This window comes from Variovorax sp. dw_954, from assembly GCF_018449755.1.
In the GTDB taxonomy this organism is placed as follows: domain Bacteria; phylum Pseudomonadota; class Gammaproteobacteria; order Burkholderiales; family Burkholderiaceae_C; genus Variovorax.
Genome location: NZ_JAAVVD010000017.1, coordinates 24,243 through 44,664, shown reverse-complemented (window position 1 = coordinate 44,664; position 20,422 = coordinate 24,243). Strand labels below are relative to the sequence as shown.

At 67.6% G+C, this 20,422-nt stretch carries 13 protein-coding genes; 7 read left to right on the top strand and 6 right to left on the bottom strand.

Translation table 11 applies throughout. The annotated features are described in order from the left end of the window. Positions 1–27: 27 nt before the first annotated feature. The 3 genes from HB681_RS23815 to HB681_RS23805 all read right to left on the bottom strand — a co-directional run bounded on the left by HB681_RS23815 (position 28) and on the right by HB681_RS23805 (position 4,974). Positions 28–1,245, bottom strand: coding sequence for a class I SAM-dependent methyltransferase (locus HB681_RS23815; protein WP_213957348.1), 1,218 nt, complete (start codon positions 1,243–1,245; stop codon positions 28–30). Positions 1,246–1,279: 34 nt separating this feature from the next. Continuing rightward, positions 1,280–2,761: an arylsulfatase gene (locus HB681_RS23810; RefSeq protein WP_213957347.1), complete on the bottom strand. Its 1,482-nt coding sequence runs from the start codon at positions 2,759–2,761 to the stop codon at positions 1,280–1,282. Positions 2,762–3,483: 722 nt separating this feature from the next. Further along, positions 3,484–4,974, bottom strand: coding sequence for a deoxyribodipyrimidine photo-lyase (locus HB681_RS23805; RefSeq protein ID WP_213957346.1), 1,491 nt, complete (start codon positions 4,972–4,974; stop codon positions 3,484–3,486). Between HB681_RS23805 and HB681_RS23800 the strand changes: the two genes are divergently transcribed. Genes HB681_RS23800 through HB681_RS23775 form a run of 6 tightly spaced genes read left to right on the top strand, consistent with a single transcriptional unit; the run spans position 4,973 to position 9,616 of the window. Then, positions 4,973–5,572: a YqgE/AlgH family protein gene (locus tag HB681_RS23800; protein ID WP_213957345.1), complete on the top strand. Its 600-nt coding sequence runs from the start codon at positions 4,973–4,975 to the stop codon at positions 5,570–5,572. The two genes, HB681_RS23805 and HB681_RS23800, sit on opposite strands and share 2 nt — an antisense overlap. 22 nt (positions 5,573–5,594) lie before the next feature. Beyond that, the gene (ruvX, locus tag HB681_RS23795; protein ID WP_213957467.1) at positions 5,595–6,026 is read left to right on the top strand and encodes a Holliday junction resolvase RuvX; all 432 of its coding nucleotides are present in this window, start codon (positions 5,595–5,597) and stop codon (positions 6,024–6,026) included. Then, a complete protein-coding gene (gene pyrR / locus HB681_RS23790; RefSeq protein WP_213957344.1) occupies positions 6,023–6,520 on the top strand; it encodes a bifunctional pyr operon transcriptional regulator/uracil phosphoribosyltransferase PyrR in 498 nt (165 codons plus the stop codon). Before ruvX ends, pyrR begins: the two co-directional genes overlap by 4 nt. Before the next feature lie 19 nt (positions 6,521–6,539). After that, the gene (locus HB681_RS23785) at positions 6,540–7,502 is read left to right on the top strand and encodes an aspartate carbamoyltransferase catalytic subunit (RefSeq protein WP_213957343.1); all 963 of its coding nucleotides are present in this window, start codon (positions 6,540–6,542) and stop codon (positions 7,500–7,502) included. Positions 7,503–7,542: 40 nt separating this feature from the next. After that, a complete protein-coding gene (locus tag HB681_RS23780) occupies positions 7,543–8,817 on the top strand; it encodes a dihydroorotase (RefSeq protein ID WP_213957342.1) in 1,275 nt (424 codons plus the stop codon). A 13-nt stretch (positions 8,818–8,830) separates the two neighbouring features. Further along, on the top strand, positions 8,831–9,616 hold the full coding sequence (locus tag HB681_RS23775) for a lysophospholipid acyltransferase family protein (RefSeq protein ID WP_213957341.1): 786 nt from the start codon (positions 8,831–8,833) through the stop codon (positions 9,614–9,616). Positions 9,617–10,008: 392 nt separating this feature from the next. Here the strand turns inward: HB681_RS23775 and HB681_RS23770 are convergent, their stop codons facing one another. Further along, positions 10,009–11,055: a hypothetical protein gene (locus HB681_RS23770; RefSeq protein ID WP_213957479.1), complete on the bottom strand. Its 1,047-nt coding sequence runs from the start codon at positions 11,053–11,055 to the stop codon at positions 10,009–10,011. Positions 11,056–11,234: 179 nt separating this feature from the next. On the opposite strand from HB681_RS23770, the gene HB681_RS23765 reads away from it, so the two are divergent. Next, positions 11,235–12,083, top strand: a complete 849-nt coding sequence (locus tag HB681_RS23765) for an NAD-dependent protein deacetylase (RefSeq protein WP_256354278.1) — start codon at positions 11,235–11,237, stop codon at positions 12,081–12,083. A 339-nt stretch (positions 12,084–12,422) separates the two neighbouring features. On the opposite strand, the gene HB681_RS23760 is transcribed toward HB681_RS23765, so the two are convergent. Next, on the bottom strand, positions 12,423–15,086 hold the full coding sequence (locus HB681_RS23760) for an Ig-like domain-containing protein (RefSeq protein WP_213957339.1): 2,664 nt from the start codon (positions 15,084–15,086) through the stop codon (positions 12,423–12,425). A gap of 198 nt (positions 15,087–15,284) precedes the next feature. After that, positions 15,285–20,420, bottom strand: a complete 5,136-nt coding sequence (locus HB681_RS23755) for a cadherin-like domain-containing protein (protein ID WP_213957338.1) — start codon at positions 20,418–20,420, stop codon at positions 15,285–15,287. Positions 20,421–20,422 lie beyond the last annotated feature (2 nt).

The following is a 20,422-nucleotide window of genomic DNA, read 5'->3' as shown; positions in this document are numbered from 1 at the left end:
TCTGGCATGGCTCCTTCTCTGTCCCGTTCATGCTGTTCTTCCACTGCGTGCGCGCGATCCGTCGAACACCACCTGGTCGTACCACCAGAGCCCCTCGAACAGGACACGCGCGACATTGCGAAGTGAGTTTCCAGACACCATCTCGCCGATGGACTTCTTCCCGTCGATGGAATCGACCAGCTCTTTCTGATACGAGTTGATCGGCAGGTACAGGTCGGTGTAGGTGTGATGCCGGTTGATCAGCACGGCTTCGGCGCCCGGCGGCAATCGCTCCTGCACCATGATCGTGTCCGGCACGCGGATCGGCACGTAGTCGAGCCATTCATCGCCCTTGAAATCGATCGGCGCATGATGCGGTCGATCGTCGCGGTACACCACGGCGCTGTGGCGAATCATCGATCCCCGGAACAATTCCACTGCGGCGAATTGCTCCGGCGCCGCGAGTCGGGCGAGCAGGGGGTGATGGGGGACGGACGCCAGCACGCCGCACTGCGGCAGGTAGGCGGCCTGCTCGATCCAGCGCCCGAAGCGGAAACCGCCAGCCTCGATGAATTGCAATAGCTGCGGGACCGAATAGGCCCGGTCGCAAGGATGGAGAAGCGCATCGGCCAGCGCGGCCGGGTCGCCGAAGTCCGGCGCATTGCGCAGCACCGGCATCAATGGATGATCCGGCGGGAGGGCCTGCATGCTCTGCGCGAGCGCCTTGATCTCCTGCGGCGTCGCGCCGATGCCGAGCCGGCGGCAGTAGTCCTGCAACAGGTACACCCCGGCACGGCCATAGGGCGCGTAGACCATCAGGTGCATGGCACCGTCTGGCGCCAGCACGCCGTGCAAGGCCCTCAGGCCCGCCTCGGGATCGGGCAGGTGGTGCAGCACGCCCGTGCAGACGATGTGCTCGAAGCTGCGTCCAAGCTCGCCTGCGCGTTCCACCGGGAGCTGGAGCAGCTCGAGATTGTCCAGTCCGTGCTTGCGCTTGAGGCGCTCGGTGCTCTCGATGCTCGTCGAACTGACATCGATCCCGAGGACCTTCGCCCGGGGCCAGCGCAGCGCGTGCCTGGCTGCCTGCGAGGTGCCGCATCCGACGACCAGGATGGTCCGATCGTCCCGATACGGCGCGCGCGGCCAGAAGAGGTGCGCATCGGCGCGCCGCCTCTCGTCGTTCCACGATTTCCGGTAGGGCTCCAGGTCATCGACCGGAGGCGGGTAGGGATGACGTTCATAGAAGGCGCTTACTTCCCGCGCCACCCGTTCGGCATCCCCACCCGGCGCTTCGCGCAGCTCAGGAATGGCCGTGCCCCGCCACCTGTGCCAACACCGCGTCCAGGTTGAACGAAGCGGGCTTCTGGCGCGGCGGGAACTTCGCGAATTCCTCGATCTGCCCTGCAATCACCGCCTGCATCAGGTAGAGCTGCGGCACGTGGTCGACCATCCAGTCCAGGTAGGTGTTCGAGTTGAATTCGGCCCGCTCGTAGGGGTCTCGGCGCAGGTTCATGATGTAGGGCAGGCGAAGCTTGACGAACGGCTCGGCCCACTGTCGCATCGTGTTGGCGCGTTGCACGGCCAGGTGGAACTTGTAGTCGCCCACCCGCACCGCGATCACTTCGCCATCGTCGCTGAAGTACACGATGGCGTTTCTCGCGCTCTCCTTGGCCTCGCCGGTCAGGTAGGGGATCTGGTTGTAGCCGTCGAGATGGACGTTGAATTTCTTGCCGTCCACCGTGCAGCCCTCGTGCAGTTGCTGCTTCACGTCCGGATTGCCGGCCGCCGCGAGCAAGGTCGGGAACATGTCGATGTGCGAGACGATGCCGTTCAGCACCGAGCCGGCCTTGATCTTGCCCGGCCAGCGCATGAAGCACGGCACCCGCCAGCCGCCCTCCCAGTTGGAATCCTTCTGGCCACGGAACGGGGTGGTGGCGCCGTCAGGCCAGGTGTCGTTCTCCGGGCCGTTGTCGGTGGAGTACATGACGATGGTGTTGTCGGCGATGCCCAGTTCGTCGAGTTTGGCGAGGACTTGGCCGATCTGCTCGTCGTGCACGACCATGCGATCGCTGTACGGGTCCTGTCCGCTCTTGCCCAGGTTCTTCTCGGCGACGTGCGTGCGGAAGTGCATCGCCGTCGAGTTGTACCAGAGGAAGAAGGGCTGGTCCGCCTTCGCCTGCTTTTCCATCCAGGCGATCGCGCCGTCGGTGATCTCTTCGTCGATCGTCTCCATGCGCTTCTTGGTCAGCGGGCCGGTGTCCTTGATCGTCTGCCCGCCCTTGCCGTCGGCGACGCAGTGCAGCACACCGCGTGGACCGAACTGCTTCTTGAACTCGGGATCCTTCGGGTAGTCGGGAAGCTCGGGTTCTTCCTCGGCGTTCAGGTGATACAGATTGCCGAAGAACTCGTCGAAGCCGTGCATCGTCGGCAGGTACTCGTCGCGGTCGCCGAGGTGGTTCTTGCCGAACTGGCCGGTGGCATAGCCAAGCGGCTTCAGCAATTCGGCGATGGTCGGATCTTCCTTCTGCAGACCGACGGTGGCGCCCGGCATGCCGACCTTGGTCAGGCCGGTGCGGATCGGGTTCTGGCCGCAAATGAAACAGGCGCGGCCGGCCGTGCAACTCTGCTGCGAGTAATAGTCGGTGAACGTCACCCCTTCCTCTGCGATGCGATCGATGTTGGGCGTCCGATAGCCCATCATGCCCCGGCTGTTGTGGCTGATGTTCGAAATGCCGATATCGTCACCCCAGAGAATCAGGATGTTGGGTTTCTTCTGTGTCATTCCGGTTCCTTTTGGTTGATAGGCCGCAGGATTCAGCGAACGCGACGCGGGACCCCGCAGGCGCAGCATATGCTTCCTGCGGCCCCACGCCTACGATGTCGAACCTCCGTTTGATCGCAAGTGCAAGACGTCGAAAATCACCTGCGGATGACTGCTGCACCACCATGCGGGCCAACACAACCCTCGCGCACCACTCCTCTTGCACATTCGACGGCTGGGGGATGCACAACCGCAGAGGGATGGACCACGGCTGGCTCACGCACCGCGACCGGTTTTTCAACGACAGCCGCGCCGTGGGGACCAACGCAACCTTCTCGCACGACGCCTCTTGCGCATTCGACAGCTGACGCGCTCATCGAGGTCAGCGCCAAAATTCCGATCGCGGCCGTAACTGCAAATGTGATGTGAGTGCGCATCGCAATGCCTCCATGGACTGGTTTGGAAGAAGCTCCCGGACGGAGTCACTTTTTTTACGGACGCCGGCCTGGTCAGAGAACGCAATCCTCCGGCATCAAATGCTCCGAGGCCATCGGGATCAAGGGCAGTTCGCTTGCCCGAAGGGGAAGGTGGCAGCTACCTCAAGAGAGCGGAGCGAAGATTCGCGCAAGGGAACTCGATGACGCGCCACACGGCTATCGTGCACCAGCCGTCCTCGCAGCACTGTCGACTGTCCGGCAAACCCTTCACGGCGTCATGCTTGCCGACACGGGCAGAGCAACCGATCAATTGCGCGTGGCAACCGACCTGACCACGCCGTACCGTTGCAGCGTTCTCTCGCGCGCCTCGGCATGGTCGACGACCGGCTTGGGGTAGTTCTCGCCGAGCGTGATCCCTGCCGCTTCCAGCTCGACCGGCGACGCCGTCCACGGCGCCTGGATCGCCGCGTTGGACAGCTTCGCCAATTGCGGCAGGTAGCGCCGGATGAACTTGCCTTCCGGGTCGAAGCGCTCGCTTTGCGTGACCGGGTTGAAGATGCGGAAATACGGTTGCGCGTCGCAGCCGCTGGAACTGGCCCATTGCCAGCCGCCGTTGTTCGATGCGAGTTCGAAGTCGTTGAGGTGCTCAGCAAAGTAGGCCTCCCCGCGGCGCCAGTCGAGGCCAAGGTCCTTGCAGAGGAAGCTGGCCACCACCATGCGCAGGCGGTTGTGCATGTAGCCGCTCTGGTTGATTTGCAGCATGGCGGCGTCGACCAGCGGGTAGCCGGTCTGGCCCTTGCACCAGGCGTCGAACAGGCCGTCGGCATGCTTGCCGTGGTGCCACTGGATCTTGTCGTACTCGGGCCGAAAGCTCTTGCCCTGGGCCACGCGCGGGTGGTGGGCCAGCAGCTGGAAATAGAAGTCGCGCCAGATCAGTTCGCTCAGCCAGGTCGCGGCGCCGTTGTCGCCCTGCAGCGAAAGCTGGTGTGCGACGCTGGCCATCTGGCGGATCGAGACGGTACCGAAGCGCAGGTGCACGCCGAGGTAGCTCGGGCCGCGCACGGCGGGATAGTCGCGCGCGACCTGGTAGCGGTCGATGCGCTGGAAGAAATCGTCGAACAGCGCGGCGCCGCCTTGCGCGCCCGTCGGGATTTCCAGCCGGCCGAGGTTGGTGGGCTCGAAGCCGATGTCCCGCAGTGTCGGCACCGGTGCGCGCAGGGCCTCGGGTGGCGGCACCAGTGCATCCGCATAACCGCGCGACGGGTAGGGCTTGAGATAGAACGCGTCGACCTTCTGCAGCCACGCGCGTTTGTAGGGCGTGAACACGGTGTAGGGCGCGCCGGCCTTGGTGACCACCTCGTCGCGCTCGAAGATGAGCTGGTCCTTGAAGGTCTGGAACAGGATGCCGGCATTGGCGAGGGCGCCGAACACATGGGTATCGCGTGCCAGGGCGGCCGGCTCGTCGTCGCGGTTGGCGAACACGGCCTGCACGTCGAGCGCGCGGGCCAGCTCCGGGATCTCGTCCTCGGCGACCGCATGGCGCACGACCAGCCCGCCGCCGAGCTGGCGCAGTTCGGTCGCCAGTTCCACGAGCGATTCGCGGATGAATTCGACGCGCCGGTCCGCGCGCGGCAGGGCGTCGAGGATGCGCTTGTCGAACACGAAAGCACACACCACTTGCCGGCAGGTTCTCAGCGCGTGGTAGAGCGCGGCGTTGTCGTCCACGCGCAGGTCGCGCCGAAACCACATCAAACCCTTGGGATAGGTCTTGTCAACGGCCAGTAAAATCGGAGGCATGTCCTCTGATTCTGCCCCGATGAACTTGACGCATCACTTCCTGATCGCCATGCCGGGCATGCAGGACGAGACCTTCAGCCGCAGCGTGGTGTACCTGTGCGAGCACAGCGAACGCGGCGCGCTGGGCCTGATGATCAACAAGCCGAGCGACATCAACCTGCGGGTGCTGTTCGAGAAGGTCGAGCTGCATTTGTCCAATCCGGCCTTCGGCGAAGGGCCCGTGTTCCAGGGCGGGCCGGTGCAGACCGAGCGCGGCTTCGTGTTGCACGAGCCGGTGACGGCCAATGCGCCGGACAGCAACGAGTCTGTCTATGCGTCGACCATGACGATTCCGGGCGGGCTGGAGATGACCACGTCGAAGGACGTGCTCGAAGCCATCGCCACCGGGTCGGGGCCGCGCAAGGTGCTGGTGTCGCTGGGCTATTCGGCCTGGGAACACGGGCAACTGGAGTCGGAACTGGCCGAGAACAGCTGGCTGACGGTGGCGGCCGACCCGGCCGTGATCTTCGACACGCCGGTGGCGCAGCGCTACGACCGGGCGCTGGCATTGCTGGGGCTCGAGGCCTGGAAACTGTCGCCCGATGCGGGGCACGCATGATGGCTGCGCCGCGGGTGCCTCGATGAGCGGTCCGGCGGTGCCTGGCAAGGCTGCCGAATCCGTTCCTTCCCATTTCCAAACTTTCCTGGCCTTCGACTTCGGCCTGAAGCGCACCGGCGTTGCCAGCGGCAACCGCCTGCTGAAGACCGCTACGCCGCAAGCCACGATCAAGGCCGAGGGCGACGCGCGCTTTGCACAGGTCGAGGCGCGCATCCGCGAGTGGCAACCCGACGCGCTGGTGGTCGGCGTGCCGTACCACCCCGACGGCGCGCCGCACGAGAACACTGCCAGGGCGCAGAAATTCGGACGCCAGCTGCATGGCCGCTTCAAGCTGCCGGTGTATGAAGTCGACGAGCGCTACAGCACGACGGAGGCGCTTGCCGCTGGCGCCAAAGACGCCGACGCGGCATCGGCCTGCATCATCCTCGAACAATTCCTAAGGAGCCTCCCTTGAGTTCCATTCCTGACGCAGAGGCGCTCTACGTCGATCTGCTGGCCGGCGTGAAAGCGCTGATGCGCGCCGATACCCGACTGGTCGGCGTGACTTCCGGCGGCGCGTGGCTGGTCGAGCGCCTGCAAAGAGACCTGGGCCTGGCGGGTGTGCCCGGCATCATTTCATCGGCCATGCACCGCGACGACTTTGCGCGGCGCGGGCTGTCGGCGAGTGCGCAGACGGTCCTCCCCTTCGACGTGAACGGCGCCGACGTGCTGATGCTCGACGACGTGCTCTACACCGGGCGCACGATCCGCGCGGTGCTCAACGAACTGTTCGACTTCGGCCGGCCGGCCTGCGTGCGGCTCGCGGTGCTGGTCGATCGCGGTGGGCGGCAGTTGCCGGTGGCGGCAGATTTCGCTGCCACCCGTCTCACGCTGCCGGACACGCAACTGCTCGCGCTGGCGCGCGCCGCCGACGGCGCCTTCAGCCTGAAGATCGAAGAAAACAAATGAAGGCAAGGAGGCTCCGCTGATGCTCTACAAGCGCAACCCGCAACTCAACAAGCACGGTGAGCTGCTGCATCTGCTGTCCATCGAAGGACTGCCGAAGGACATCATCACGCACATCCTCGACACGGCAGCCAACTTCACCAGCGTGAGCGATCGCGAAGTGAAGAAGGTTCCGCTGCTGCGCGGCAAGAGCGTGTTCAACCTGTTCTTCGAGAACTCGACGCGCACGCGCACCACCTTCGAGATCGCGGCCAAGCGGCTGTCGGCGGACGTGATCAACCTCGACATCGCGCGCTCTTCGGCGACCAAGGGCGAGTCGCTGCTCGACACCATCGCCAACCTGAGCGCGATGGCCGCCGACATCTTCGTGGTGCGGCACAGCGAATCGGGCGCGCCCTACCTGATCGCACAACACGTCGCGCCGCATGTGCACGTGGTCAACGCAGGCGACGGGCGGCACTCGCACCCGACGCAGGGCCTGCTCGACATGTACACGATCCGGCACTACAAGAAGGACTTCAGCAACCTCACCGTCGCCATCGTGGGCGACGTGCTGCACTCGCGCGTGGCCCGCTCCGACATCCATGCGCTGACCACGCTGGGCTGCGCCGAGGTGCGCGTGGTCGGCCCCAAGACCCTCGTGCCGGCCGACCTGGCGCCGATGGGCGTGCGCGTGTTCCACACGCTTGAGGAAGGCATCAAGGACTGCGACGTCGTCATCATGCTGCGCCTGCAGAACGAGCGCATGAGCGGCGCGTTGCTGCCCTCGTCGCAAGAGTTCTTCAAGACCTACGGCCTCACGCCCGAGAAGCTGCAGCGCGCCAAGCCGGATGCGATCGTGATGCACCCGGGGCCAATCAACCGCGGCGTGGAGATCGACTCGGCCGTGGTCGACGGGCAGCAGAGCGTGATCCTGCCGCAGGTCACTTTCGGCATCGCGGTCCGCATGGCCGTGATGAGCATCGTCGCCGGCAATGAAGCCTGAGGCCTTACTTAGTCAATTGGTTGCCCCGAGGTAAAAATCCATGAGCATCATCATTGCCAGCGCCCGCGTGCTCGATCCGGCGTCTGGCTTCGACGAAATCGCCGACGTCGCCATCGCGGACGGGCGGATCGTCGCCATCAAGGACATCCCCGAAGACTTCAAGCCGGAGGCCCGCATCGAGGCCGAGGGCATGGTCGTCGTGCCCGGCCTGGTCGACCTGGCTGCTCGCCTGCGCGAGCCGGGCTACGAGCATGAAGGCATGCTCGCCAGCGAGATGGCCGCGGCCGTCGCCGGCGGCGTGACCAGCCTGGTGTGCCCGCCCGACACCGATCCGGTGCTCGACGAGTCGGGCCTGGTCGAGATGCTGAAGTACCGCGCCCAGAAGCTGCAATGCGCGCGGCTCTTTCCGCTGGGCGCGATCACGCGCGGCCTGTCGGGCGAAGTGCTGACCGAGATGAACGAACTCACCGAGGCCGGCTGCGTCGGCTTCGGCCAAGCCGACGTGCCGTTGAACAGCACCCTGGTGCTGCAGCGTGCGTTGCAGTACGCGAGCACCTTCGACTACACGCTGTGGCTGCGTCCGCAGGAGCGCGACCTGGGCAAGGGCGTGGCGGCGAGCGGTCCGCTGGCGACGCGGCTCGGGTTGTCGGGCGTGCCGGTCGCAGCGGAGACGATCGCGGTCTTCACCATCATCGAGTTGATGCGCAGCACCGGCGCGCGCGTGCACCTGTGCCGCCTGTCGAGCGCGGGCGGCGTGGCGCTGGTGCGCGCGGCCAAGGCCGAGGGCCTGCCGCTGACATGCGACGTCAGCATCAACTCGCTGCACCTGATCGACAGCGACATCGGCTACTTCGACAGCCGCGCACGCTTGAACCCGCCCTTGCGCCAGCAGCGTGACCGCGACGCGCTGTCGGCGGCGCTGGCCGATGGCACCATCGACGCGCTGGTGTCCGACCACACGCCGGTCGAGACCGATGCCAAGACGCTGCCTTTTGCGGAAGCCGAGGCCGGCGCGACCGGGCTCGAACTGCTGCTGCCGCTTGCGCTCCAATGGGGCGAGCAGAGCGGCGCCGGGATGAAGCGGGCCATCGAGGTCATCACCTCGTCGCCGGCGCGCATGCTCGGCACGGGCGCCACGGCCAGCCTTGCCGTGCGCGCGGTGGCCGACCTGTGCATCTTCGACCCGGCCCACGAATGGCAGGTGACGCCCGACAGCCTCAGGAGCCAAGGCAAGCACACGCCCTTTGCCGGCTACGCCATGCTTGGGCGCGTGAGTGCCACGCTGGTCGGTGGTCGCATCGTCCACCAGGCCTGAAGCCGGGCCGCCGATGCGCTCCGTCATTGCCTGCTGGAAGCTGCTGTACGCCATCGCCTATGCCTTCAAGGGCTGGTGCACGATCCGCTTCACCTTCGCGCGGCGCACGCCCGATGAGCGCGCCAGGTGCGTGCAGGACTGGGCGCGCGGCATGCTCGGCGTGTTCGGCATCCAGGTGGTGGTGCAGGGGACGCCGCCGGGCCATGGGCCGATGCTGGTGGTCATCAACCACCTGTCCTGGCTCGACATCCTGGCGGTGCATGCGGCGCAGCATGTGCGCTTCGTGGCCAAGTCGAACATCCGGCACTGGCCGATGCTGGGGATGATGTCGGCCGAGGCGGGCACGCTCTTCATCGAGCGCGAACGCCCGCGCGACGCGCTGCGCGTGGTGCACCACATGGCCGACGCGATGCGCGGCGGCGACCTGATCGCCGTCTTTCCGGAAGGCACGACCGGCGACGGGCGGGAATTGCTGCCCTTCCATGCCAACCTGCTGCAGGCGGCCATCTCGTCGGGCGCCCCGGTGCTGCCCGCCGCGCTTCGCTTCGCGGAGACATCCACCGGCGAGACCAGCTTCGCCCCCAGTTATATCGGCGACGACAGCCTGCTCGACTCGGTCTGGCGTACGCTGTGCGCGCCGCCGCTGACCGCCTTCGTGCGCTTCGGGGAGCCGCAGGATCCGCAGGGTCGCGACCGGCGCGCTTGGGCCGAAAGCTTGCACACCGATATCGACGTGCTGCGCAGACAGACAGTCAACCCACCCGCGAATTCACCTGCTTCGCCCCGGGCGGCGGCCTGAGGCGACTGCTCTCGTCGGCCGTCCAAGCCTGCGCATGGGCGCCGGGGCGGGATCACGCCGACGGCGTACTCCACTCCGCGAATGTCCCCCGCCGCCTTCGGACCGCGCCCCTGCGCCCCCGTCCAAGTTTCATGCGTCGCGGAACGCTCGGCGATATCGACAACCGTTATGAGTGCCCCAAAAAAGCAGCGCCCCGAAGGGCGCTGTTGAAACGACGCCGAGGGGCGCCGGGAGGAGGGTAACGATTTCCCGGGAGGGATAGCGGATATTCGCCATCCCATCAGACGAGCGGTGCCGGAAAAAGTCGCATGAGGGCTGTGGGCCTGGGACTACATCGATGCAAAAAAAGGCGCCCACACGGGGCGCCTCTTGCATCAACCGATCGATGTCCTTCAGAACACCGTGACGTCGCCGATCTTCAATTCCTTCACCCAGGACTTCTTGTCCGTGTCGGTGTTGGATTGACCCAGGTTGATCACCACCGCCGGGGTCACGCCGGCCGGCAGGTGCGGGTAGTTGTAGATGCATGCATCCGGATAGGCGTCGGTGAACGCCTTGAGCGTCAGGACGCCGCCGGTGCCGTTGGAACCGTTCAGCAACGGATTGGTCGCGTTGGGGAAAGCGGCAGTGCCGGTCTTCGCCCACTTCACTTCGTCGATCCTGGCGGTGTAAGTGAAGTAGCCATCGTCATCCGGACCGTCGATGACCATGTCCTTCGAGACCGTCACCAAGTTCATCCAGCCGGCGCCCGTGCAGTCGCGGCTGATGGCGTAGTTGACGTAGGCGTCGCCCGCAGTCGTCGTGTCATCGGTGTTCAGCTTCATCTTGAAGCTGATGCCGGGGAAGTCGGTCAGCTTCATCTTGTCGAGGAAGGTCAGGCCAAAGACGGCCTTGTTGCCCACCGCCTGGTTGTTGGCGCTCGGCGTGGTGTTGGGGGCGTGGCCGGTTTCGAGCTGGATCACGTTGACGCCGTTGTCGGCAACGACGCTGACCTTCGCGTCATGGTCGGAGAAATTGGTCGAGCAGGCAGGCAGGGCTGTGCCGGGGTGGCTGCAGTCCGCGTCTCTCCAGGTCTTGGGAGCTGAGGGCGCGGGAGCAGGCGCCGGTCCGGGTGCTGGTGCCGGTGCAGGACCCGGCGCGGGTGCGGGTGCGGGCGGGGGCGCGCTGCCGCCGGTGTCGGGTGCAGGAGCGGGTGCGGGTGCGGGTGCAGGCGCGCCGCCGGCGTCGGGCGCAGGCGCTTCCACGACAGGCGCGGGCGCTTGCGCGATGGGTGCTTGTGCAACGGGTGCGGGCGCCTGGGCGACCGGCGTGGGTGCGAAGGCAAAGCCCTGGGAGCCGCCACCGCCGCCGCAACCGGTCAGAGTCAGGGCGGTCGCGGCTGCAATCAGGGAAAGGGTGAGGGACGTTCTATTCGTCGGCGTCGGGCACGGGGAAAACATTGGCGTGAGCAAGTTGTTAAATGAATGGAAGAAATGTAAACAATCGTGTACACAATCAATGAATACATATGTGCGGGTTGGTTCTCTGGAATGCAGCGGTTTCCCGCGAGGGCGTGAGAAAGTTCTCATGCGCGGTGTCGATCCTTCCCGCGAGACCCGCCCTGCCAAAGAACAAGGAAATGGGTTCTGCCTTAGCCTCCGAGCCCATGGATTCCGCCGCAGCGCTTGCCGATTTCGTGCTTCGGCACCCCCGCCTGTTCGTGCTCACCGGCGCGGGTTGCAGCACCGAATCCGGCATTCCGGACTACCGCGACGGCAACGGCGACTGGAAGCGGCCGGCACCGGTCACCTACCAGGCCTTCATGGGCGATGAATTGACGCGGCGGCGCTACTGGGCGCGCAGCATGATCGGGTTTCCCGTGATGGCGGGGGCCCGGCCCGGCGCGGCGCACCTCGCGCTGGCGCGAATGGAAGGCGCGGGCCACGTCGGGCTGCTGCTCACGCAGAACGTCGACGGCCTGCACAGCGCCTCGGGCAGCCGCAACACGATCGACCTGCACGGGCGCATCGACGCCGTGCGCTGCATGGCCTGCGACACCCGGAGTCCGCGCGCGGCATTGCAGGCGGACCTGCTGCGGCGCAATCGGGCATGGGCGGGCTTCGAGGCACGTATCGCGCCGGATGGCGATGCCGATCTCGACGGCCGCGATTTCGCGAGCTTCGACGTGCCTGCGTGCGAGCACTGCGGCGGGGTGCTCAAGCCCGACGTGGTGTTCTTCGGCGAGAGCGTGCCGGCACAGCGCGTCGCGGACGCCCGAAGCGCGCTCGCCGAATGCGACGCGGTGCTGGTCGCAGGCTCATCGCTGATGGTTTATTCGGGGTTCCGTTTCGTGCAGGCCGCGGCTGCGGCCGGCAAGCCGGTGGCGGCGGTGAACTTGGGGCGCACGCGGGCGGATGACCTGCTGGCGCTCAAGGTGGAGCGTCCTGTTGGCGAGGCGCTCGCGGAGCTGGCCGCAGGCCTGGAGTGATACCCACCCTCCAAATGCGCCTGCGGCACTGCGTTTGCCATGTCGTCATGCGTGGTGGTGAGTCGCAGCGTCATGGCGCGCCAGGATGAAACTGCCCCGACGCTTGCAACTTTCAGTGTCTGCTACGACCGTGGCTGGGGGCCTGGGCGGGAGCACACCAGCAACGTGACCCCGGACGCGCAGGGGTCGATCGGCCAGCACGACGCGACTTGTCTTGGGCCGAGGGCGGTGGGTGTCTCCCGCAGCGAAATAAAGGAGGAGGCCGAAGGCCGGGGGGCATTCGCGGAGGGGGATACCCGCCGCCCTCGGCCCGCGCCCCCATCCGGGATTCGTACCGGCTCAAGTCAACGCCTCCAGCAACGCAACATCCACCGTCGCCGGGCGGCGGCTCGCCTGCGCGAGTTGCGCCGAGAAGTCGCCCGGATAGGCAGGGTGCGCCGCCTCGGCGCGGCGGCCGTTGGCTGGCTGCCGCGTGGTGCCGGCACGCTCGTGCAGTTCGTCGGCGCGGGTATCCACGTCCACGGTGTGCGTGCGCGTCTCGCCGTTCTGGCGAACCACGGTGATGCGCAAGCCGATCGTTTCTGTGCCGGCGGGCGCCTCGATCAGGATCAATCCACCGGCATCCACGCGGATCCAGGGCGGCAGCGGGCGGCCATCGGCGAGGGTGACCTCCACGCGCCGGACTGGCGAGCGGCTGGCGTCCCGGGGGTCCTCCACGCCGATCCAGATCTGCCGGTTGAGCGACTGCATCTCGAGGACCACGTCGGTCCTGCCGGGTGCGGCAAGGAGCCGCAGCGAGCTGCCGCTGCTGACGCTGCCAAGGGCGTCGGGCCGGTTGCCGTCGGGCAGGCGCGCATGCACCCAGTCGCTCGCACCCATGCCGCGGCTGGCGTTCGACACCGCCGTGAAGCCCGCCGATGCGCCGAGCGCCTGGTCGGTGCTCGAGAGGTCGGAGCCATTGAGCGACTCGACGTTGTTCACCGCCGCCATGATCACGTTGTCCGAGTCGAGGAAGGTGGAGTCCGATGTGGAGCCCAGGCTTTGCACTGCGCTCAGCACGGCGCCGCCCGGGTTGCCGAGCGCGGGCGGGATCGCCGGGCCGTTCAAGCCGTTGCCGCCAGGGACATCCACGAACACGAAGTCGCGGTAGACCAGGTTGTCCGGGAGCTGCGGCGCGGGAGTCCCCAGCTCGGGCAGCACGTTCAACGCCAGGTTGCCGGTGGCCGAGCCGCCCTCGCCATCGCTCACCGTGAAGGTGGTCTTGGGCAGGCTGCCGGAGAAGCCGCTGTCCGGCACGAAGCTGTAGCTGCCGTCCGGAAAGATGGTCAGCACGCCCACGCCGGGGATGTTGGCCGGCGTGCCGGCCGGGATCGGCCCCGGCAGGCCGTCGACCGTGAAGTCGGTGATGCTGAGGTGGTCGCCGTCGACGTCGGTGGCGTCGGCGAGCAGGCCCGAGCCCGCATCCACGTGGATCGAGCCGCCGCCGGGCACTGCGGCGACGCCTTCGGTGCCGACCTGCGGCGCGTCGTTCACCGGGTTGACGCTCAGGGTGAGGGTGGCCGTGGCGGCGCTGGTGCCGTCGCTCACCGCATAGGTCACGAGGGGCACCGCGCCGTTGTAGTCGGGCGCCGGCACGAAGCTGTAGCTGCCGTCGGCACGGATCGTCAGCACGCCCACCTGGGGAATGCTCGCGCTCGCGCCCGCGGCGAACGGACCCTGCATGCCGGCCACGGAAAAACCGGTGACGACGAGCGCGTCGTGATCGGCATCGCTGTCGTTGGCCAGCAGGCCGGCGGCGGCAGGCACCACGAGCGGCGTGTCTTCGTCGGTGGCGACGACGTCGTTCAGCGGTGTCGGCGGCGTGTTCGGCACGGCAGCAAAGCTCAGGGTGGCGGTGTCGCTCAGCGTGCCGTCGCTGACCGTGTAGCTGGCCTGCGGCACCGGGCCGTCGTAGGCGGGCGCGGGGGTGAACACGAAGCTGCCGTCGGCATTGACCACCAGCGTGCCGATCGCGCGGCCGGTGCTGCTGGCGAGGCTGGCGGTGGTGCCCGCGGCGAAGGTCTCTGGGATGCCGTCGCCGTTGGTGTCGACCGCGAACTGCGTCACTGACAGCGGGTCGAGGTCGACATCGGTGTCGGCGCCGGCACCGGCCGGCGTGCCGGTGATGACGTTGCCCGTGGCTGGCGTGTTGGGCGCGGTGGCGACCGGGCCGTCGTCGGCGGCGACCGGCGCGTCGTTGACCGGCGTGATCGTGATGAGCGCGGTGTCGGTGTCGGTGAGCGGGCCGCCGGTGCCGGTGTTGCCGCCATCGTTGGTGTGCATCGTCAGCGTGACGGTGCCGTTGGCATCGGGCACCGGGACGTAGACAGGCGCCTGCGCGGAAGCGAGGTAGGCGTTGATGTCGGCCAGCGTGCCGGTGAGCAGGAGGGAGGCGGTGCCGCCGTTCGCGACCGTCACGCCGGTGCCATCGGCGGCGACGAGCGTGCCGGTGGGCACGCTGAGCTGCACCGTGATGAGGCCGGCGGCGGCATCCACGTCGGCGACCGACAGCCCGCTGAGCGCGATGGCGGTGTCCTCGCTGGTGGTCCAGCCCGTGGCAGGCAGCGTGTTGACGGGCGGGTCGTTGACGCCGACGACCTGGATGGTCGCGGTGTCGGCGTCGGTCAGCGCGCCGCCGATTCCGGTGTTGCCGGCGTCGTCGGTCAGCATCGTCAGCGAGACGGGGCCGTTGGTCGTCGGCACCGGCACGAAGACCGGCGCGGCGGCGGAGGCCAGCATGGCGTTGACGTCGGCGAGCGTGCCGCTGAGCAGGATCGACGCGGTGCCCGAATCCGTGACCGTCACGCCGGCGCCGCTGGCGGCGGTGAGTGTTCCGCTGGCTGCGGCGGCGGCATCCAGCAGGACGCGCGGCTCGAGTGCCTGGAGATGCATGGGCAACGAGAGGTCGGTCGCGCTCCGGGCCCAGTCGACGTGGCGGTGATGAGGTTGATCGCGTTTGAACATTCAACTCCAAGCCTTGTTGCACGTGTCAACGAATCGTGTCGGCAAGGTGGATATTGCGCTTATCCGGGCGCTTGCACCAGTGCCGGCAGGCGTCCTGAAGCCAGTGTGAAGCGGCGCAGCCGACCGGGCACGCTGCTGCGCAGCGCCTTTCCCGGCCAGGTCGCGGTCCCTTTGCAATCGGACGATGGCATACCCACGTCAACCGAGGGCGTCCAGCAGTTCGGCATCGACTTCGACAAGCCGGCTGCTCGCCTGCGACAGCTGGCTCGCGAAGTCGCCCGGCGACACGGGCCCGGCCGCATCGGCACGGCGCTCCCCGCGCGGCTTGAGGTTGCTGCGACGTTCCTGCATCACGGTGTTGGCAGCGTCGATGTCCACGTTGTGCACATGCGTCTCGCCATCGTCGTCCACGGCGAACTGGGTGACGACAAGCGTGTCGCCGTCGGCGTCGGTCGCCGTGGCGGGCGTCAGCACATCGCCGGCGGTCGGCGTATTCGGCGTTGTTGCGAATGGCGGCGGTGGGGTGAGCACCGGCGCGGTGTTCGGCAGGTCCGCGAATGACAGCGTGCCATTCACGGTGGTGGTGCCGTCGCTGACGGTGTAGATCACGCCGGGCACCGGGCCATCGTAGGCGGGTGCGGGCGTGAAGGTGAAGGTGCCGTCGGAGCCCATCACCATCGTGCCGATCGGCTTGCCGGCGCCGTCGTTGATGGTGACCGGCGCGCTGTTGCCACCGGGCGGGATCGCGAAGGGGCCGTCGGGCGTGCCGTCGCCGTTGGTGTCGACCGAGAACTGCGTGAGCGTGAGTGTGTCGCCGTCGGGGTCGGTGGCGGTGGCAGGTGTCAGCACGTCGCCGGTGGCTGGCGTGTTGGGCGTGGTCGCGACCGGCGGTGGCGGCGTGAGCACCGGCGGGCGGTTGGGCACGTCGTCGAACGACAGCGTGCCGTTCACGCTGGTGGTGCCGTCGCTGACGGTGTAGGTCACGTCGGGCACCGGGCCGTCGTAGGCCGGCGCGGGCGTGAAGGTGAAGGTCCCGTCGGCGCTCATCGAAATGGTGCCGATGGGATGGCCCGCGGCATCGGTGAGCGGCGTGGCGGCGCTGGGGCCGGTGGCCGGCACGGTGACGAGCACGGGTGGCGTGATCGGGTCGCCATCGTCGTCCACGTAGAACTGGGTGACGACGAGCGCGTCGCCATCGGCATCGGTCGCGGTGGCCGGCGTCAGCACGTCGCCGGTGGTCGGCGTGTTCGGCGTCGTTGCGAACGGCGCTGGCGGCGTGAGCACGGGCGGGGTGTTGGGCACATCCTGGAACTGGAGGGTGCCGTCCACGGTGGTGGTGCCGTCGCTCACCCGGTAAGTCACGTCGGGCACCGGGCCGTCGTAGGCGGTGGCGGGCGTGAAAGTGAATGAACCATCGGAGCCCATCACCATCGTGCCGATCGGCTTGCCCGCGGCGTCGTTGATGTTGATCGGCGCGCTGTTGCCGCCGGGCGGGATCGCGAAGGGGCCGTCCGGCAGGCCGTCGCCGTTGGTGTCGACCGAGAAACTCGTGAGCGTGAGCGTGTCGCCGTCCGGGTCGCTGGCGGTAGCGGGCGTCAGCACGTCGCCGGTGGCCGGCGTGTTGGCCGTCGTCGCGACCGCGGGTGGCGGCGACAGCAGCGGCGGGCGGTTGGGCACCGGGTCGAACTGCAAGGTGCCGTCGACAGCGACCGTGCCGTCGCTCACGGTGTAGGTCACGTCGGGCACCGGGCCGTCATAGGCCGGGGCCGGGGTGAAGGTGAAGCTGCCGTCGGCGCTCATCGAGATGGTGCCGATGGGATGGCCCGCGGCATCGGTGAGCGGCGTGGGCGCGCTGGGGCCGGTGGCCGGCATGGTGACGATCAATGGCGGCGTTCCCGGGTCGCCGTCGTCGTCGACCGCGAACTGCGTCACCGTGAGCGTGTCGCCGGTGTCGGGGTCGGTGGCGTAGGCCGGCAACAGCACGTTGCCCGAGGCGGACAGGTTGGGCGACGTTGTCAGCGGCGGGACGGGCGAGAGCACGGGCGGGTCGTTGACCGGGCTGACGTCGATCACCGCCGTGGTGGTGTGGGTGATCGTGTTCACGCCGGTGAAGGGGAGCGAAGTGTCCTCCGCCACGGTCTGCGCGCCGGGCACGGCGTTGATCGGGGCTTCGTTGACGCGGGCGGTGACATTGATGATGCCGGTATCGGTGTCGGTGAGCGCGCCGCCGGTGCCGGTGTTGCCGTTGTCGTTGGTCAGCATCGTGACGTTGACGACACCCGTGAAGCCGGTCGTCGCCGTGAAGACGGGCGCAGACGCCGATGCGAGGTAGGCGTCGATGTCCGCCAGCGTGCCGGTCAGCGTGACGGAGGCAGAGCCGCTGCCGCTCACGCCGACCACGCCGGAGGATGTGGCGGCAAGGGTGCCGCTGCTGGCCGTGAGCTTGACGGAGATCGGGGCGCTGGCGGCATCGAGGTCCGACACCGACAGGCCCGTGAGCGGGATGCCCCGGTTGGTGGGACCGGTCCAGCTCGCAGGAATCGTGTTGACCGGCGCATCGTTCACCGCGATGACCTTGACCGTCGAGATGGCAGGCGTCGAGTCGCTTGTGCTGTCATTGGCGATCACGCTGATGCTGCGATCCACCGTGCTCGGGTTCTCCGAGGTCGACGAGTAGCGGATCGCGCGCAAGGCGGTCTGGTAGTCCTTCAGCGTCGCCGCGCCGGACAGCGTCAGCGTGAAGGTGCTCGCGTTGTAGCTGGCGGTGATGCCCGCCGGCAATGCACCGGAGACAGCGAGCACGTCGCCCGCCTGGCCGTTGCTGACGATCGCGCGCAACGAGGCGATCGATGTGCTGTCGTTGTCCAGCACCTGGGCGTCGGCGCTGGCGATGGCGACGCCCGCGCCGTTCTCGGTGTAGGTCGTCGCGTAGTCGCTGGTCTGGAAGTGGACGTCGTCGAGGATCAGGCCGACACCGTCGCCGGGCCCGCGGAAATCGCCGTAGGTGAAATCGGGCTGGCTCGTCGAGCCGTCCGACGTGATTCGCACCAGCGTCGTCGTGCTGGTCGCGGTGAACTTGACCGTGTAAGTCGTCCACGCTGCACCGGTCGTGAATCGCAGCACCTCGGCGCCATTGATCGACATGATGCCCCGGTCTCCGACCGTGATCTGGGTCCGCGTGGAAGCCTGGATCGAGTAGTAGTAGGTCTGGCCGACCACTGTTGCAAGGCTCTGCTCGACATACGATGGCACGCCCGTAAAACCACCTTCCACCTCCACCACCAGCGTGCCATCGGCGGCGCCGGCGCCTGGGTTGTACATGCTGCCGGCGCCGACCTCGAACCCCGCATTGCCAGTCCAGCCCGTTCCACTGCCGGTCTCGAAGGAGCCGTTGACCATGGTGTTGACCGCGAGGAGCACGATGGGCGCCGCGGCGGACGGTGCGAGCACCGGCACGATGGGCGGCGGGGCGGGAACCGCGGGGACGACGCCGATGCCGATGGTGCCCTCGGCGATGCGCTCCAGGTCTTCGCTGTCGACATAGCCGCGCGCTTCCAGCACCTCCGGCCGGCCGACCAGCACGAGCTGCGTGCGCGCATCGATCCAGCGGCCGGGGTGCAGCTCCAGCGCGACGTCCATCACCACGCCGTCGATGGGTGCCTGCACCACGAGGCGGGCGCGTTCGCGTTGCAGCCCGTCGATGCGGTCGCGCTCCATGCGCAGTTCGCGTGCCAGCACCAGGCTTTCCGCGCGGTCCTTGATGTCGGAGGTGCGGCGGGCCATGCGTTCGTCCAGCAGGCGGGCGCGGTCGCGCGCGGTGGCAAGGTTCTGGTCCAGCTCCGGCGCGGAGAGGCGCAGCATGACCTGCCCGGCCTTCACGTGGTCGCCGGGCCGCACCAGGATCTCGTCGATGCGCGAGGGCTGCGGCGCGAAGGAGGGCACCTGCTGCGCCGCGGTGAGCACGGCGGGGACGCGCACCTTGTACGGCAGCGGCACCACGAACACCGCGATCATCGCCAGCACCACGAACGCCGTGACGCGCACGCGCGCACCGCTCTCGCGCCGGCGCACGAGCCACACGCGAACCTCCCGCCAGATCGGCAGCACGATGAACCAGCCCATCTCCACCGCGAACATCACGATGCCCAGGATCTTGAAGAAGAAGTGATACACCAGCAGTGCGATGCCCAGAAACAGGAAGAAGCGGTAGATCCACACGGCGAACGCGAAGCCGATGAAGAAGGCGCGCGTGTGGCCGTTCGGCGTCGGCGGCGCCTTGTCGCCATAGCCGAACAGCAGCTCGCGCAGCCACCACTTGCCCATGGCAAACGAGCGCTCCTGCAGGTTCGGCACGTTGACGAGGTCGCTGAACAGGTAGTAGCCGTCGAAGCGCATCAGCGGATTGCAGTTGACCGCGATGCTGAGCACCCAGCCCGTGGTGGCCAGTGCAAAGGCCGCATGGCGCGCCGGCCCGTCGGGTACCAGCACCCAGACGTAGGTGGCGATCACCGCGACGATCAACTCCACCGCCATGCCGGCCGCGTCGATGAGCACGCGCTGGCGATGGCTGCGCAGCCGCCATGCATCGGTGGTGTCGGTGTAGAGCACCGGCATCATCACGATGAAGGCCACGCCCATGGTCGTGATGCGCGAGCCCATGCGCACGGCCGCATAGCCATGGCCCAGCTCATGCAGCGTCTTGACGAGCCCCAGGCTGATGCCGAAGGTGACCACGCCTGCGGCGGTGAACATCTCGGGCAGCGTGCTGCGAAACGCCTCCCACTGGCGCGAGACGAGGTAGAGGCTCAGCAACCCCGCTGCGCCCAGGAACCACCAGAACGCCGGATGAAAGATGAAGCCGACCGCATGCTGCGTCGCGCGCAGGAATCGGTCGGGCCGGGCCAGCGGCACCTTGATGAACAGGTAGCCGTGGATCAACCGTTGCCAGATCGGCCGGTTGCGCAACCTGGCGCGCTGTTGCTCGACGCGCGACCATGTCACCTGCCCGACGGCTTGCAGCAGTTCGTTCCGGTACAGGAACTCGAGCAGCGTCATCACGCTCTTCTCGCTGAATTCGCGGCCGAGCTGGGTGGCGGCGCGCGCCCGCAATTCGTCCACAGTGCCGCCGCTCCAGCACGAGAGCAGGTCGACCGCGTCCTGGTCGACCTCGAAGAAGCGTTGCGCCAGCGGGTCGTGGATCTTCCAGGGCTGGTGCCCGTCACCTTCGCCTTCGATCAGGCGGAGGTCGGGGCGCAATGGCGGCAGTACGCGCTCGCCCGGCGGCGGCGGGGCCTTCGCGGCTTTGGTCATGTCGGGCCGCAGCGTGTCGTCCATGG